Raw genomic sequence first — 16,144 nt, forward strand, 5'->3', positions numbered from 1 at the left:
ACCAAAACGCGAAAAAGCGCCCGCAAGGGCGCTTTTTATTTGATGTGCCGGAGGACGACTTCCGCCGCGATATCGCCGGAGGGCCGGTTCGTGGCCATACGCCTCGCGATCTCGGCGAAACCGTCTTTCTGCCAGGCGCGCATGCCGGTGTCGGCGAACAATGCTTGCAGTTGCCGGGCGAGGTTTTCCGGCAAGACATACTGGTCGTAGAACTCCGGCACGAGCGCGCGGTCGGAAATCAGATTGGGCAGCAGCGCCGACCAGACGGAAATCAGGTGCGGCATGACGAGCCGCGCCACGGGATCGAGCTTGTAGCAGGACACCATCGGGACACCTGACAGCGCAAGTTCGAGCGACACCGTTCCGGAGGCGATCAGCGCCGCGTCGGCCTTGCCAAAGGCCTGCCATTTGCGCTCGGGCTCGAGGATGATTTCCGGCTTTTCGTCCCAGCTCGCAACCGACGTCCTGACCAGGTCGGCGACATGCGGCACTGTGGGCAACAGAAGGCGCAGGCGATGGCCGCGCTGGTGCAGCACCGACACCGTCTTGCCGAACGCGTCGATCAGGCGCCGTACTTCGCCACGGCGGGAGCCGGGCAGCACGAGCAGTGTCTTCACGCGATCTTCCGAGAGATCGCGCGCCTGGCCTTGCGCCCTGGCTGCGGCAAGCACGCCCGGATCCTGCGTCAGGCGGTGCCCGACATAGGTGCCGGGCGGACCGCCGAGACGGGCCAGCGCCTTCACCTCGAACGGCAGGATGCACAGGATGTGGTCGACATAGGGCTTCATCGCCACCGCCCTGCCCGGTCGCCACGCCCAGACGCTCGGACAGACATAGTGGACGATCGGGATCGACGGATCGACGGTACGCACCTTCCTGGCCACGCGCAGCGAGAAATCGGGGCTGTCGATGGTGATGAGGCAGTCTGGTTTCTCGGCGGCGATCGCGCCTGCCGTCTGGCCGATGCGCCTGATCAGGCGCGGCAGGTCGCGCAGGATGGCACTGAACCCCATCAGCGCGATCTCGCTGCCGTCGAAGAGGGATTTCAGCCCGAGCGCCTGCATATGGCGGCCGCCTATGCCGACAAGCCTGATTTCGCGGCCGGTCGTCCGCTTGAGTGCCGTAACGATGTCGGTGCCAAGCAGATCGCCGGATTCCTCGCCGGCGACGATGGCGATCTTGAGCGGCTTCTCAGTGACCATTAGCCGGCTCCGCCGCTGCCAGACCGACGACAAACAGACCAAGCGCGTTGGCGCGCGCGATGGTGGCTGGGCCTTCCAGAATGAGCGATCGGCCGGCTTCGATGGCGATGCCGGCAAGTCCCGCTTCATGCGCTGCCTCGACCGTCAGCGGACCGATGGAAGGCAGATCGGCGCGCAACTCCTGACCGGGCTTGGCGCATTTGACCAGCACGCCGCGCGTCTTGCCGGCGAGCCGGCCATGGTCGCGCAGTTGCCTTGTCCGCTCGAGCAGCCCGTTGGTGCCCTCGATGCCTTCCAGCGCAATCACCCGGCCGCCGATCGCGACTGCGGCCTGGCCAATGTCGAGCGCACCGATGGCTTTTGCCGCTGCATGGGCAGCATCGATGTCGCGCCAGTCGGATTTTCGCGGCCCTGCCCTGGTCAGCGATCCTTCGGCTGCCGCCAATTCGGGCACGATCTCATGGGCGCCGACGATTTTGATCCCCCGCGCTTCCAGAGCGCGTGCCACGACCTTCAACAAGCCGTCGTCGCCGCGGGCCAACGCCATGACCACCACCGGAAGCACGGCGATCAGACTGAGGCTTGGACGCAGGCCCGCCAGCCTTGGCCGACGCCTGATCTCGCCCGCAAGCACCAGATGGGTAATCCGGCGCCGTTTCAGCAACGGTACGAGCGAACCAATATCTTCCAGGGCAAGTGTCTCTTGCTCGTAACCGGTGAGATCCGGCTTACGGTCGACTTCGCCTTCCATCAGTATGATGAAGGGCGGGTAGCCTCGCCCGGCCAGGCCGGCCGCTACCTCGACCGGCAGGCTGCCGCCGCCGGCAACGATGCCGACCCTGGCGCCCGGCGGAAGATCAAGTCTCGTCCCGGCGGTCTCAGCCTTCGTCATCGGCGTCGTCGCCGTCGCCACCTTTGAGCGACGGGACGGCATAGTGCCGCTTGCCGCGACTGGTGATGAAATCGATGATCTTCATGGCCGTCGGCGACGAGGCGAATTCGGCCTTGGCGAGTTCCACGTTCTCGGCGACGGTGCGGGAGCGGTCGAAAATCATCCTGTAGGCCTTGCGAAGCAGGTAGATTTCGGCGCGCGGCACGCCTGAGCGCTTAAGGCCGATGATGTTCAGGCCACGCAGGCTGGCGCGATTGCCGACGGCAAGGGCATAGGGGATGACATCACCAACAAAAGCCGAGCATCCGCCGAGGAAGGCGTTGTCGCCGACGCGCACGAATTGATGAACGGCGCTGAGGCCGCCGATATAGACGTTGTCGCCGATCTCGCAATGGCCGCCCAGCGTCGCCCCGTTGGCGAAGGTGGCGTTCTTGCCGACGACGCAGTCATGGGCGATGTGGGCATAGGCAAGGAAATTGCCGTTGTCGCCGACCGTCGTCTCGCCGCGGCTGGAATCGGTGCCGACATGCATGGTGACGCCTTCGCGGATCGTGCAGTTCTCACCGATGACAAGGGTGGTGCGGCCACCCTTGTGCTTGGTGTTCTGCGGCGGCGCGCCCAGTATTGCCATCGGGTAGACCTTGGTCGCGGCACCGATCGTGGTCGCGCCCATCACCGAGACGTGGCTGACAAGCTCGACGCGGTCGCCGATCACCGCGTCGGCGCCGATATGGCAGAAAGGCCCTACACGGACGCCTTCGCCGATTTGAGCGCCCTCTTCGACGACCGAGGAAGGATGGATTGAAGTCTGGATTTTCATGAGCATTTCGATTGTCAGACGCTGGTGACCATCATCGCCGAGATCTCGGCTTCAGCGGCCTTTGCGCCGTCCACCAGAGCTTCACAGGCGAATTTGAGCAGGTTGCCGCGTTTCTTGATTTTCTTGACGTGGATCCTCAACTGGTCGCCCGGGACAACCGGCTTGCGGAATTTGGCGTTGTCGATGGTCAGGAAATAGACCAGCGACGGTTTCTCGGTGGCGAGGCTGCGGATGCAGATGGCGCCGGCGGTCTGCGCCATGGCCTCGACGATCAGTACCCCCGGCATCACCGGCTGGTCCGGGAAATGACCCTGGAAATGCGGCTCGTTTATGGTCACGTTCTTGATGCCGACGGCGGACTCGTCGCCATCGATGTCGACGATGCGGTCGATCATCAGAAATGGGTAGCGGTGCGGCAGGAGCTTCATCAGCCCCAATATGTCGACCGCCTCGAGCGTCGCCACCGTGTCAGCCATTCCCGTCGCCCTGTTTGCGTGTCCTGGCGAGCTTGCGCAGCATGGCGATCTCGCGCATGGCCTCCGCCATTGGCTGCGCCGGGTAGCCTCCCCAGATCTCGCCTGCCGGGACGTTGCTCATGAATCCACTTCTCGCCGCAAGCTTGGCCCCTGTCCCTATGGTCAAATGATCGGCAAGCCCAACGCCGCCGCCCATGGTGACGTTGTCGCCCACCACGACGGAACCGGAAATACCCGAAAGACCGGCAATAATGCAATTGCGGCCGATGCGGACGTTATGGGCGATCTGAACCAGATTGTCGATCTTGGTGCCCTGGCCGATGATGGTGTCGGACATGGCGCCGCGATCGACCGTGGTGTTCGAGCCGATCTCGACATCGTCCTGGATGATGACGCGCCCGATCTGCGGCACGCGCTCCGGACCCTTGGCGCCGCCCACGAAACCGAAGCCATCCTGACCGATCCTGGCGCCGCCATGAATGATGACGCGGTTGCCGATCAGCGCATACTGAACGCTGGTGCCCGGGCCGATATAGCCGTCGCGACCGATCTGGCAGGAGTGGCCGATGACCGCATGCGGGGCGATGACGGTACCCCCGCCGACGGATACGCGGGGGCCAATGACCGCGCCGGCCTCGATGATGGCGCCGGTCTCGACATGCGCCGATGGATCGATGTGGGCATGTGGCGAAATACCGGTTTCGCCGGTCATCGGTCCCGGGGTCGCAGCCTGCGGAAACAGGAGACGCCCGACCAGCGCAAAAGCCTGCTGCGGGCGCGGGTGAATCAGAACGGCGATGCCCGCAGGAGCCTTGCCTGCGAATTCGGCCGGACAAAGAACAGCCGCGGCCTTCAAAGATTGCATCAGGGCGAAATTGCGCTTGCCGTCGACGAAGACAAGCGCGTCCTGACCGCCTTCATTGGCCGGCGCCAATGCCTCGATCGAAATAAGGGACTGGCCGGAATCGACAAGCTGCGCGCCGGTCAGATTCGCGACTTCGCCAGCCGTATACCGGCGTGAGGGCGCGAAGAACACCGGATCGGTCATTCCAGAAGCAATATCCAGCTAGGTCGGATCACTCTCTTCCGGACCGCAACCGGCCCGGAAGCAACGTCACCCGCGGATCAGAAACGGGTGGCTATGCCGAAGTTGAATTCCTGAACGTCGTCGCTCGCTTCCTTCTTGACCGGCATCGCGTAGTCGATGCGGATCGGACCAAAGGGGGAGGCCCACATCAGGCCGATACCGACCGAGGCGCGCAACTGCATCTCGGTCGAAACCTGAGCGACGGAATCGATCTTGCTGCCATATAGAGTTGCGGCGTCAGCGAAGACAGCGCCGCGAAGGCCGAAGCTTTCCGGGATAACCGGAAGCGGGAACTGTGCTTCGGCCGAAGCATTGAAATAGGTAGTGCCACCGAGGTGGTCTCCCGTTGCGGCATCCGCCGGACCAATGCCGCCATATTCAAAGCCGCGGATCATACGATCAGAGCTTTGGAATTGATCGAAGATGCGCAAGCCATTGTCACCATAGCCTGCGATATAGCCGGCGCCACCCGAAACAAGACCGACGAGGTCAAGCTGCTCGGACAAGGTTTGGTACACGCTAGCACGCCCGGTCACCTTGACCCACTTGGCGTCGCCGCCTAGGCCAGCGACCTCTGTAACGCCATTGACGTATATTCCCTCATGCGGGTTCTTCATGTCGTCGATGGTGTTGTAGACCAACCCCAGGCTCACCGAAGACTTAATCCACGGACTTTCCTGGATGCCATCAAGGATTGCCGTTGAAACGGTACAAGTACCGTCGGGCACGCCATCGCCATTGGTATCGCAACCATCGTCCAGCTCATATTTTTCCCGAGAGATGTTGTAAGCCAGCTGGGTCGAGATGTCGTCGGTGATCGGCAGACCGAAACGGACGGTCGCGCCCGTGGTGTCGCTGTCGTAATTGTCGTAGTTGCGCGTCTGCTGGTAGATGTCGAACCCAGCAGCGATGCGCCGTCCTAGAAAATAAGGCTCGGTGAAGGAGAGGCTGTAGTCGCGCGAATTCCTTCCGCCACCTGCCGAAAGCTTGATGAACTGGCCGCGGCCGAGGAAGTTGCGCTCGGTGATCGAGCCTTCGACGGACGGACCTGCCGTCTCGCCGCCGGACGAGTAGCCGGCGCCGACCGAGAACTCGCCGGTCGACTTCTCGACCACGTCGACCACCAGCACAACCTGGTCAGGCTGCGAGCCGGGAACCGTCGAGATTTCGACTTTCTCAAAATAATCCAGCGCTTCCAGGCGCTTCTTCGCGCGCTGGATCAGAACCTGGTTGAAGGCGTCGCCTTCGCTGACGTCGAATTCGCGACGAATGACGTAGTCGCGGGTGCGATCGTTGCCGCGGATCTCGATGCGCTCGATATAGGCTTTGGTGCCCTGGTCGATCGTGTAGACGACCGAAATGGTGTGGTTCTCGAAATTGCGGTCGCCACGCGGCGTCACCTGGGCGAAGGCATAGCCGGAACCGGCGACCTTCTCGGTCAGCGCGATGATCGTGTCTTCCACGTCCTTGGCGTTGTAGACGTCGCCCTTGTGGGTCTGGACCACTGATTCCAGCGACTTGCTGTCGACCTCGGGGATCGTGCTCTCGACGCTGACGTCGCCGAATGTGTAGCGGTCGCCTTCCTGCACGGTGATGGTGACCGTGTACTTGTTGGTGGTGTCGTCGAGCTCGCCGACCGCGGAGACGACCTGGAAGTCGGCATAGCCGTGATTGTAGTAGAAGCGGCGCAGCAGCTCCTGATCGGCGCGCAGCTTGTCCTCGTCATAGACGTCGTCACGCAGCACGAACGAGAGCCAGGACGAGCGCTTCGTGGCGATGACGTCCGAAAGCCGGCGGCTCGAATAGGCGCTGTTGCCGACGAAATTGATCGAGGCGATCTGGGTGCGGCCGCCTTCATTGATGTTGAAGACCACGTTCACGCGGTTGTCGCCGAGATTCATGATCTGCGTGGTCACGGCGGCATCATCGCGGCCGATCCGGCGATAGGCAGCCTTCACAGCCTCGACGTCGGAATCAAGCGTGGCCTGCGAGAACGTTCCGCGCGGCTTCAGCTGGACCGCGACCGCAAGGGCGTTGTCCTTGAGCTTCTTGTTGCCCTGAAACAGGACCTGGTTCACGACCTGATATTCGGAAACCTTGACGATCAGGGAGGAGCCGACCTGATTGATCTGGACGTCCGAGAACAGTCCGGTGCCGAACAGCGCCTTGACCGCATCGTCGATGTCGGAGCTGGAAAAGGCCTTGCCTGGCTTGATCTGGATGTAATTGCGGATGGTGTCGGCGTCGACACGCTGATTGCCCGAAACCTCGATTCTCGAGACAACGGCTGCCTCGGCAGCTGATGTGGCAACGAACTGCACTGCGAGCGCGCCTGGCACAACCAGAGCGGCGGACAAGGCCACCGCGGACGCGGCGCTCAGAAACTTGGATGCTGCCTTCATCGGGCTTTTGTACCTTTTCTCGAAGTCCCCACGGCGAGAAAACCGGACGTGCGGTAAATTTCCCATACCGTAATAACCGGATTTTCCCTACACGCAAGGCTTCTGGTTAATTTGTATTTACTTAACCCTGATGCGTGGCTTTCGCGTCACGCATATCCCCGTGCATGGTAAACGGCGTCTCAACATTGGCGGTGCCGAAGTCAAATTCCTTCATGATTTCAGCACCCAAACAGATCATTCCAGAACACGAAACCCATAAAGCCCAGAACCAGAATCAGTCCGACCCGATAGGCCATCTCCATCATCCATTCCGAGACCGGCCGCCGGATGACGGCCTCCACGCCGTAGAACAAGAGATGGCCGCCGTCGAGGGGGGGAATCGGCAGAAGGTTCAGAATTCCTATCCCGACTGACAGGAATGCCACAAGCTGCACCAGCCACTCGAAGCCAAGTTTTGCCGCCTGGCCGGACATTTTGGCGATCTTGATCGGGCCACCCAGCTGGCATTTGTCCTCGCGGCCGGCAACGAAGCGTTGCAGGAACTGGCCAGTGCGCTGAATGACGTGGCCGGTCTCTTCGACGGCCGCTCCCACTGCGCCGACAGGGCTGTATGTGATCAGCCGCGGCTGGCCGAGTTCGGTGTTGTTGGCGACGCCGATCACGGCCACCTTGACCTTGTTGCCCAGCGCGTCCTCCTGCTCCATCAGCTCCGGCGTGGCGGTGACGGTCACCTCCTTACCGTCGCGCAGCATGGTGAAGGTGATGGCGTCGCCGGCACGTCCGGATACCAGGCGCTGGACGTCGGCGAAGGTCTCGATCTTGCTGCCATCGACGCTGACGAATCGGTCACCGGGCTGGATGCCGGCCCTGGCCGCCGGACTGTCGGCCCTGACTTCGGCCACTGTCGGCTCGAGCACGGACCGGCCATAGACCGAAAACAGCACCGCAAAGACGGCAATCGTCAGCAGGAAATTGAACAGCGGCCCGGCCACCACCGTCGCCGCGCGTTTCCAGATCGGCTGGGTATGGAAAGCGACCTCGCGTTCGGCATCGCTCAGCGTTTCCATGTCCTCGGCGCTGGGCTGGCTCGAAGTGGCATTCATGTCGCCGACGAATTTGACATAGCCGCCCAGCGGTATGGCGCTGAGTTTCCAGCGCGTGCCATGGCTGTCGTTGAAGCCGAAGAGTTCGGGTCCGAAGCCGATCGAAAAGGCTTTCACGCCGATTCCGCACCAGCGACCGATCAGGTAATGGCCCATTTCATGGACGAAGACGACCACGGTCAGCACGAACAGGAAAGGCACCAGCGTGCCGAGGACAAAGCCTTCCGTGCTGAAGACCGCGTGAAATATCTCGTTCAAGTCATGCCCTCAAATTCGCCCGCGGCGCAGGTCGCGCCGTGACTGTGACATCAATCCAGGCGAATCCGTGGCGTAGCCCGTTCTTCGCCATGCAGTCGTGTCATTCAAGTTGGAAACAGCCCCTGCGCCGGATGGTCGGCGTTCGCCGAAATCCAGCCGATGACGTACAGGGCGAAAGCCGCCGCGACAAGCCCATCGACCCTGTCCATGACACCGCCATGGCCAGGGATCAATGTACCGGAATCCTTGGCACCGTGGCGGCGCTTGACCCAGGATTCGAAAAGATCGCCGGCCTGGGAGATGACCGAAAGTGCTAGCGCAACAACGCCCAAGATACCGAGATTGCCGGCACCTGCGACGGTCGCCAGAAGCAGGCCGGCGACCACGCCGCCGATGGCGCCGCCCAGCGCTCCGCTCTGCGTCTTGCCCGGCGAAATCGACGGCGCCAGTTTCGGCCCACCGACGGCGCGGCCAACGAAGTAGGCAAAGATGTCGGTTGCCCAGACCACCGCGAACAGGAACAGGATCGCGACCAGGCCTGAACGGTCGCCATCGCGCAGCAGTGCCAGCGACAGGCCGGAAAGCGCCGCGTAGGCAATGCCGGCCGCATCCCATTGCGCTGCTCCGCGCATTTGCGCGCTGAGCGCCGCGGCCACAACCAGTGCGGCGACAAGGGCAAGCAGCCAGGACGCCGGCAGGCCGGCAATCAGGGCACCGACGAAAACCAGAAGCAGCGCTTCAGGCAGAAAGCCGAGGCCCGAGCCGGAGGATGGCCGCGACATGCGTGTCCATTCATAGAAGATGGCCGCCGCGATCGCCGCACAGAGCAAACGGAAGGGCAATCCGCCGAACCAGGTCAGGCCAAGGGTGATGACTGCCAGCACCAAGGCCGAGATGACCCGCAGCTGGAGGTTGCTCATATGAGCACCGGTCACGAAGCCACGTCTTGGGCGGCAAGGCCGCCAAAACGGCGTTCGCGGCTGGCGAAATCGCGCAGCGCGTCGGCCAGGTGCTCGCGGCTGAAGTCTGGCCAGTAGCAAGGCAGGAAGACCAGTTCGCTATAGGCGGCCTGCCACAGAAGGAAGTTCGACAGCCTGAGTTCGCCGCTGGTGCGGATGACCAGTTCCGGATCGGGGATGCCTTCGGTATCGAGAGAACCGGCAAACATGTCGGCGGTGATCGCTTCGCTGTCGATTTCGCCGCGCGCGGCGGCGGCGGCGAGCTTGCGCGCCGCGCGCACGATCTCGTCGCGTCCGCCGTAGTTGAAGGCGATGACCAGGGTCAGCGCTTCATTGCCCGCGGTCAGCGATTCGGCTTCCTGGAGCAAACCCCTGATATCCGGCTGCAGCCCTGCCCTGTCGCCGACGATTCGCACCCGCACACCGTTCTGGTGCAGTTCGGCAAGGTCGCGGCGGATGAACAGCTTCAAAAGGCCCATCAGGTCGCTGACTTCGGATTTCGGCCGCGACCAGTTTTCCGACGAGAAGGCGTAGACGGTCAGAAACGAAATGCCGAGACCGGGAGCGGCGCGCACCGTCTTGCGCAGCGCCTCGACACCGGCGCGATGGCCGGCAAGCCGCGGCATGCCGCGCGCCTTGGCCCAGCGTCCGTTTCCGTCCATGATGATCGCGACATGCGCGGGCGTTGCCATTGTCTCGCTTTCGAGCCGGTGGAGGACCGACCCTAAACCTGCATGATTTCAGCTTCCTTATCGGAAAGCAGGTGGTCGATGGTGCTGATCATCTCGTCGGTCAGCTTCTGGACCTGATCGGAGCGCTTGCGATGATCGTCCTCGCTGATGTCGCCGTCCTTTTCGGCCTTCTTCAAGAAATCCATGCCGTCTCGGCGGACATGGCGCACGGCGACACGGGCGTTCTCGGCATAGCCGTGCGAGATCTTGACCAACTCCTTGCGGCGCTGCTCGTTGAGCTCAGGCAGCGGTATCCTCAGATTGGTGCCGTCGACGATCGGATTGAAGCCGAGATTGGATTCGCGGATGGCGCGATCGACCGCGCCGACCATTGCCTTGTCCCAGACAGAAACCGAAATCATGCGCGGCTCCGGCACCGACACGTTCGCCACCTGGTTGATCGGCATGGCGGTGCCATAGGCCTGGACCTGGATGGCGTCTAGCAGGTTGCTGGAGGCGCGGCCGGTGCGCAACGAAGCGAGATCATGCCGGAATGCTGCAATCGCCCCATCCATGCGCCGCTTGAGGTCGTCGAACTCACCACTCATCTTTATCTCCTCGACCCGTTAACCGGGTTCACTGCTTGTGTTCGAGCCTTGTTTCGAAAAAAACCGGTGCCCAGGTTGTCGAAACAGCTCCGGATCAATCGTCCGCAACGACTGTACAACGGCCGCCGCCCCTCAGAATATCGCCAAAACCACCCTTCTCGTGGATCGAATAGACGATTATCGGAATGTTGTTTTCCCGCGCAAGTGCAATCGCGGCCGTATCCATGATGGAAAGGCCTTTGTTGATGACTTCGGCATGGCTGATGCGCTCGAAGCGCGTCGCATTCGGGTCTTTCTTGGGATCGGCCGAGTAGACGCCGTCGACCTGGGTGCCCTTGAACAGCGCATCGGCGCCGATTTCGGCGGCACGAAGGGCAGCGGCCGAATCGGTGGTGAAGAACGGGTTGCCGGTGCCGCCGGCAAAGATCACGACCTTGCCCTGGTTCATGTAGGCGGTAGCCTGGCGTTGCGAGAAGCTCTCGCAGAGTTCGGGCATGGCGATGGCCGACAGCACCACCGCGTCGACGCCAATCTTGATCAGCGAGGTGCGTAGCGCCAGCGAGTTGATGACGGTGGCGAGCATGCCCATGTGGTCGCCGGTGACGCGGTCGCCGCCTTTCGATGCAACCGCGACGCCGCGAAAGATGTTGCCGCCGCCGATGACCACACCCACTTCGATGCCCAGAGCACGGGCTTCCGCGATGTCGGCGGCGATGCGGTCGACAACCGAGACGTCGATGCCAAAATGCTGTTCGCCCATCAGCGCTTCGCCCGACGCTTTCAACAAGACACGTCGGTAGAGGGGCTTCGCCGTCATCTGGTCCTCGTCATTTTGCGTGTGATGCGCCTGGGGTGGCAGGCCGCGCAGGCGCCGCGCTCCTAACACCGGCGCGATGCCGAGTTCCGATACACGAAGGGCGCCGCGATGTCACGCGGCGCCCTTTGGCAATTTCCCGGCTGTCTTGGTCGCGGCCGGTCAGGTGCTGGTGACGCTGACGGCCTCACCTTCGACAAGCACCTGTGGCGCATAGCCGGCAGGCTTGTCGCCGGTCACGACGCCGCCGGTCACTCTGACCTGGATCTCGGAACCGAAGAAGGAATGCGGGAACGGCGCCGGAACGCTGCTGGTCGAATCGAGCCGTTGCCGAAGCTCCGGAGGAATGGAAAAATCCAGCGCCGCAAGATTGTCCTGCAACTGGGCAAGCTTTGTCGCTCCGAGAATGACGGAGGCGATGCCGGGCTGCGTCGCCACCCAGTTGAGCGCGACCTGGGGCATGCTGCGGTCGAGTTCGGCAGCCACTTTTTCCAGTTCGGCCACGATTGTCCAGTTGCGGTCGCTGAACTTCCGGAACCCCGGATGGGTGGTGTTGCGGAAACCATCGAGCCGGCCGGCATTGCCGGCCTGGGTCGGTCGGTACTTGCCGCTTAGCAGGCCGCTGGCCAGCGGGCTCCAGACCATGATGCCGGCGCCGTGACGCGTGCCGAAGGGTACGAATTCGTGCTCGATCGTGCGCTCGGCGAGCGAATATTCGAGCTGCAGGGCCGAAACCGGCTCATAGCCGCGCAACTCGGCGATCGCTTGCGCCCGGCCCGCATACCAGGCAGGCACGTCAGACAGGCCGATATAGCGCACCTTACCGGCGCGCACGAGGTCGTCCAGCGTGCGCATGACCTCTTCGGCCGACGTCAGCCTGTCCCAGACATGCAGGAGATAGAGGTCGATATAGTCCGTGCTCAGTCGCCTGAGCGACGCTTCCACCGCGCGCATGATGTTCTTGCGCCCGTTGCCGCCGGCGTTCGGATTGCCGGGCTCCGTGTTCATGGTGAACTTGGTGGCGATCACTGCCTTGTCGCGCAGTCCGCGCTCTGCCACGAACTCGCCGAGCCAGGTCTCGCTGATGCCGCCTGTATAGAGATCGGCCGTATCGAAAAAATTGCCGCCTGCCTCGACATAGGCGTCGAACATGGCAAGAGCAGTTTCCCTGTCCGCCCCCCACCCCCATTCGGTGCCGAAGGTCATGGTGCCCAGTGCCAGCCGGCTTACCCGAAGGCCGCTATTGCCAAGATTGTAGTAGGTCATTGTCATGGTATCGTTCCGATCCAGATCAAGAATTGGTGTCGCCGGTCAGCGGCCGGGGGTGGCTTTGACCCACGGGTTGCCGCGCTCATGCGTCATGCGGAATGTGAAGCCATCCACTTTCCAGCCGTCATCCGAACGGCTCAGGTGGTGTTCGTAGGTGCCCCAGACTTCCCAGAGCGGGTCGCCATTGCCTTCCATCCGGTTCCAGGCGTAGCCGTTTGACGACACCGTGGCGCCGTTGCCATCGATGGCAACCTGGTGGTTGGTGCGCAGGTGCAGGCTTGTCTTGCTGCCTTTCAGATTCGCCGCCCATGTCCCTATCAGGTCGCCCGAGGCGATGGTGGCCGGAGGCTGTCCACTCAGGCTGCTGAAGTCGACTGTCACCTGCTCCGCGAAATAGCTGCGGGCGAGTTTCCAGTCCTGCGCGTCGACGGCGCGGTCGATTGCGTCGGCGATGCGAATGACGGCGCGCTCGTCGGCGAGCGCTCGCCACTCGGATGATTCGGCGCCGCCGGCATCGACCGGCGCCAGCGCAATGCCTGCTGCGAAGGTGACGTTTCTCAACGCGTTCATGTCTCTTCTCCCTTGTGCTTCAGCCCGCCGCCGATGTGTTGAGGGCAATGTGGGCCGGTACGCTGGCGTCGAGAAGATTGCTTTGTTCGCAAGGACTATGCGATATCATTCATGAATGGACCGGGACCTGCTCAGCCATCTGCCTGTCGTCGTCGCCGTTGCCCGGCGCGGCGGCTTCGCGCTCGCCGCGGCCGAACTCGGCATGAGCCCCTCGGCGGTCAGCCATGCGGTGCGTCTCGTCGAGGAGCGGATCGGCCAACCGCTGTTTGCGCGCACCACGCGCAGCGTTTCGCTGACGGAGGCCGGCAAGGCGCTGGTCGAGACGGCGGCCCCTGCCCTCCAGGATATCGCCGAGCGGATGGATCGTATCCGCGGCATCAAGGGGCGCCCGGCAGGCCAGCTCAGGATCAACGCCTCCAACATCGCCATCCCGCTGGCGGTGACGCCTGTGGTGACAATGATGGCGGAACGCTATCCGGACGTGACGGTCGAAGTGGTCGCCGACCAGGGGCTTGTCGATATCGTCGGAGAAGGTTTCGACGCTGGCATCAGGCTTGGCGAGATGATCGCGCAGGACATGGTCGCGGTCCGGCTTACGCGGCCGTTCAGCGCCGTCATGGTTGCCACTCCCGCCTATATCGGGCGGCATGGTCGTCCGCGCGATGTGGCCGATCTGGCGAACCACAATTGCATCGGCTACCGGCTCGTTCGCAGCGGTGCACTCTATCGCTGGGATCTGGCGGAGGACGGCAAGGACGTGTCCGTGGAAACGCGCGGCACGGCAATCGTTACGGATTCGCTCGCGGCGATCGATCTCGCGCTGGCCGGAGTGGGGATCGCCTATGTCTTCGAGCCGCTGGTGCAAGACCACATCGCCGCCGGCCGCCTCGTGCAGATCCTGCCGCAATCGGCGATCGAGGAACCCGGCCTGTTCCTCTACTTTCCGCGCCGGGCGTCGATGGCGCCGAAACTCAGGGCCTTCATCGACACCGCACAAGAAATCGGCCGGACATCCTCGCGGACGCCCGGCCGTGCTGCCTGAGCAGGGGAGCTCTTTTCAGAGCTATTTCTTGACCGCCGCGGCGACTTCCGCCGCGAAATCGGTCTCTTCCTTCTCGATGCCTTCGCCGAGCGCGAAGCGCAGATAGGCCGTGATCTTGGCCGGCGCGCCGATCTCCTTCTCGGCATCCATCAGCGCCTTCTCGACGGTGATGTCGGGGTTGATCACGAAGGCCTGCTTCAAGAGAACGACCTCTTCGTAGAACTTGCGCAGACGGCCTTCGACCATCTTCTCGATGATCGCTTCCGGCTTGCCGGACTGGCGCGCCTGGTCGGAGAAGATCGCCTTCTCACGCTCGACCGCCGCCGGATCGATCTGCTCGGCGGTCAGCGCCATCGGGTTTGTGGCCGCGACATGCATGGCGACCTGGCGGGCAAAGGCGTTGGCCGCCTGCTCGTTGCCGGTGGTCTCGATGGCGACCAGCACGCCGAGCTTGCCGAGGCCGTCGGCAACCGCGTTGTGGACATAGGTGGCGACAACGCCGTGCTCGACGGTAAGCTTGGCCGAGCGGCGGAAGCCCATGTTCTCGCCGATGGTGCCGACCGCGTCCTTGATGGTGTCGGTGACCGACTTGTCCGAGCCCGGATATTTGGCCGCGGCGACCACATCGGTCTTGCCGCCATAGGCGAGCGCGACCTTGGCGACGTTGGCGACGATCTCCTGGAAAGCGGCATTGCGGGCGACGAAGTCGGTCTCGGAATTGACCTCGACGACCGCGGCCTCGCGGACGCCGGAATCAACGCCGATCAGGCCCTCGGCAGCGGTGCGGCCGGCCTTCTTGTCGGCCTTGGAGATGCCCTTCTTTCGCAGCCAGTCGACGGCCTCTTCCATGTTGCCGTTGGTCTCGTTCAACGCCGCCTTGCAGTCCATCATGCCCGCGCCGGTCAAGTCGCGGAGTTCTTTGACCTGTGCAGCCGAAATGCTCATTGTCGCCTCTTTGTTTCAAATGCGCCGACGCACCATCGATTTTCGATGATGCGCCCGACACCAGCGCTTAGCGCGCCAACATATTGGAAAGATGAAGGCCGGAACCGGCCTTCGCTGTTATGCTTCCGGAGTTTCGGCAGCCGGGGTCGGATCGAGCGCCGGCTCGACCGGAGCCTCGACCGAGGCGCCGATGTCGACACCGAGCGCGCCCTGCTGGCGAGCGATGCCGTCGATCGCAGCCTTGGCGATCAGATCGCAATAGAGCTGGATGGCGCGGGCCGCGTCGTCATTGCCGGGGATCGGGAAGTCGATCTTGTCCGGGTCGCAGTTGGAATCGATGATGGCGACGACCGGAATGCCGAGGCGCTTGGCCTCGAGGATGGCGATCGCTTCCTTGTTGGTGTCGATGACGAACATCAGGTCCGGGGTCGAGCCCATGTCCTTGATACCGCCCAGCGCCTTGTCGAGCTTCTCGCGCTCGCGGTCGAGGTTGAGTCGCTCCTTCTTGGTGAGGCCCTGGGCCTCGCCGGCCAGCAGCTCGTCGAGCTTGCGCAGGCGCTGGATGGAATTCGAGATCGTCTTCCAGTTGGTCAGCATGCCGCCGAGCCAACGCGAATTGACATAATACTGCGCCGAACGCTGCGCGGCATCGGCAACGATGTCGGACGCCTGGCGCTTGGTGCCGACGAACAGCACGCGGCCGCCCTTGGCGACGGTGTCGGACACCTGCTTCAGCGCCTGGTGCAGCAAAGGCACCGTCTGCGACAGGTCGATGATGTGGATGTTGTTACGGGCGCCGTAGATGAAAGGCGCCATCTTCGGGTTCCAGCGGTGGGTCTGGTGGCCGAAGTGAATGCCAGCTTCCAAAAGCTGGCGCATGCTGAAATCAGGCAGAGCCATTCTTAGTTCCTTTCCGGTTAGCCTCCACGGACACAGGCATTTTTGGACTTATGTCCTTGAACGCCACCGGAGGTTTCAGCCGGATTTCTCCCGGCAGACACCAAAGTCCGTGTGTGGAATGAGCGC

General features: G+C 62.9%; 16 protein-coding genes. 1 reads left to right on the forward strand and 15 read right to left on the reverse strand.

What is annotated here, in order from left to right; genetic code table 11:
- Positions 1–35: 35 nt before the first annotated feature.
- The 13 genes from lpxB to DH08_RS07790 all read right to left on the reverse strand — a co-directional run bounded on the left by lpxB (position 36) and on the right by DH08_RS07790 (position 13,131).
- Positions 36–1,202 carry a lipid-A-disaccharide synthase gene (lpxB, locus tag DH08_RS07730; RefSeq protein ID WP_192178757.1) on the reverse strand — a complete coding sequence of 389 codons (1,167 nt, stop codon included), beginning with the start codon at positions 1,200–1,202 and terminating at the stop codon, positions 36–38.
- Positions 1,192–2,094 (reverse strand): LpxI family protein, encoded by a 903-nt coding sequence (locus DH08_RS07735; protein WP_192178758.1) that lies wholly within the window; start codon positions 2,092–2,094, stop codon positions 1,192–1,194. The genes lpxB and DH08_RS07735 overlap by 11 nt, the downstream gene beginning before the upstream one ends.
- Complete coding sequence (gene lpxA / locus DH08_RS07740) at positions 2,081–2,914, reverse strand: acyl-ACP--UDP-N-acetylglucosamine O-acyltransferase (RefSeq protein WP_192178759.1); 834 nt, start codon at positions 2,912–2,914, stop codon at positions 2,081–2,083. Before lpxA ends, DH08_RS07735 begins: the two co-directional genes overlap by 14 nt.
- Before the next feature lie 14 nt (positions 2,915–2,928).
- Positions 2,929–3,390 carry a 3-hydroxyacyl-ACP dehydratase FabZ gene (gene fabZ / locus DH08_RS07745; protein ID WP_192178760.1) on the reverse strand — a complete coding sequence of 154 codons (462 nt, stop codon included), beginning with the start codon at positions 3,388–3,390 and terminating at the stop codon, positions 2,929–2,931.
- Positions 3,383–4,438: a UDP-3-O-(3-hydroxymyristoyl)glucosamine N-acyltransferase gene (gene lpxD / locus DH08_RS07750; protein ID WP_006205176.1), complete on the reverse strand. Its 1,056-nt coding sequence runs from the start codon at positions 4,436–4,438 to the stop codon at positions 3,383–3,385. The genes fabZ and lpxD overlap by 8 nt, the downstream gene beginning before the upstream one ends.
- A gap of 77 nt (positions 4,439–4,515) precedes the next feature.
- On the reverse strand, positions 4,516–6,879 hold the full coding sequence (gene bamA / locus DH08_RS07755) for an outer membrane protein assembly factor BamA (RefSeq protein ID WP_192178761.1): 2,364 nt from the start codon (positions 6,877–6,879) through the stop codon (positions 4,516–4,518).
- Between the two features lie 218 nt (positions 6,880–7,097).
- Positions 7,098–8,240 (reverse strand): RIP metalloprotease RseP, encoded by a 1,143-nt coding sequence (rseP, locus tag DH08_RS07760; protein WP_192178762.1) that lies wholly within the window; start codon positions 8,238–8,240, stop codon positions 7,098–7,100.
- 104 nt (positions 8,241–8,344) lie between these two features.
- On the reverse strand, positions 8,345–9,160 hold the full coding sequence (locus tag DH08_RS07765) for a phosphatidate cytidylyltransferase (RefSeq protein WP_192178763.1): 816 nt from the start codon (positions 9,158–9,160) through the stop codon (positions 8,345–8,347).
- Positions 9,161–9,171: 11 nt separating this feature from the next.
- Positions 9,172–9,891 carry an isoprenyl transferase gene (locus DH08_RS07770; protein ID WP_006205171.1) on the reverse strand — a complete coding sequence of 240 codons (720 nt, stop codon included), beginning with the start codon at positions 9,889–9,891 and terminating at the stop codon, positions 9,172–9,174.
- Positions 9,892–9,923: 32 nt separating this feature from the next.
- The gene (frr, locus tag DH08_RS07775; RefSeq protein WP_006205169.1) at positions 9,924–10,478 is read right to left on the reverse strand and encodes a ribosome recycling factor; all 555 of its coding nucleotides are present in this window, start codon (positions 10,476–10,478) and stop codon (positions 9,924–9,926) included.
- A 94-nt stretch (positions 10,479–10,572) separates the two neighbouring features.
- On the reverse strand, positions 10,573–11,295 hold the full coding sequence (gene pyrH / locus DH08_RS07780) for a UMP kinase (RefSeq protein ID WP_192178764.1): 723 nt from the start codon (positions 11,293–11,295) through the stop codon (positions 10,573–10,575).
- 159 nt (positions 11,296–11,454) lie between these two features.
- Complete coding sequence (locus DH08_RS07785) at positions 11,455–12,564, reverse strand: aldo/keto reductase (RefSeq protein ID WP_192178765.1); 1,110 nt, start codon at positions 12,562–12,564, stop codon at positions 11,455–11,457.
- Positions 12,565–12,603: 39 nt separating this feature from the next.
- Positions 12,604–13,131 (reverse strand): nuclear transport factor 2 family protein, encoded by a 528-nt coding sequence (locus DH08_RS07790; protein ID WP_192178766.1) that lies wholly within the window; start codon positions 13,129–13,131, stop codon positions 12,604–12,606.
- A gap of 115 nt (positions 13,132–13,246) precedes the next feature.
- Here DH08_RS07790 and DH08_RS07795 point away from each other — a divergent pair, with 115 nt between their 5' ends.
- Positions 13,247–14,173: a LysR family transcriptional regulator gene (locus DH08_RS07795; protein ID WP_192178767.1), complete on the forward strand. Its 927-nt coding sequence runs from the start codon at positions 13,247–13,249 to the stop codon at positions 14,171–14,173.
- Positions 14,174–14,194: 21 nt separating this feature from the next.
- Here DH08_RS07795 and tsf read toward each other — a convergent pair whose 3' ends face one another.
- Together tsf and rpsB are read right to left on the reverse strand one after the other, a co-directional pair.
- On the reverse strand, positions 14,195–15,118 hold the full coding sequence (gene tsf, locus DH08_RS07800; RefSeq protein WP_192178768.1) for a translation elongation factor Ts: 924 nt from the start codon (positions 15,116–15,118) through the stop codon (positions 14,195–14,197).
- A gap of 117 nt (positions 15,119–15,235) precedes the next feature.
- Positions 15,236–16,018, reverse strand: coding sequence for a 30S ribosomal protein S2 (gene rpsB, locus DH08_RS07805; RefSeq protein WP_192178769.1), 783 nt, complete (start codon positions 16,016–16,018; stop codon positions 15,236–15,238).
- Positions 16,019–16,144: the final 126 nt, after the last annotated feature.

Source organism: Mesorhizobium amorphae, from assembly GCF_014843845.1.
Taxonomy (GTDB): domain Bacteria; phylum Pseudomonadota; class Alphaproteobacteria; order Rhizobiales; family Rhizobiaceae; genus Mesorhizobium; species Mesorhizobium amorphae_A.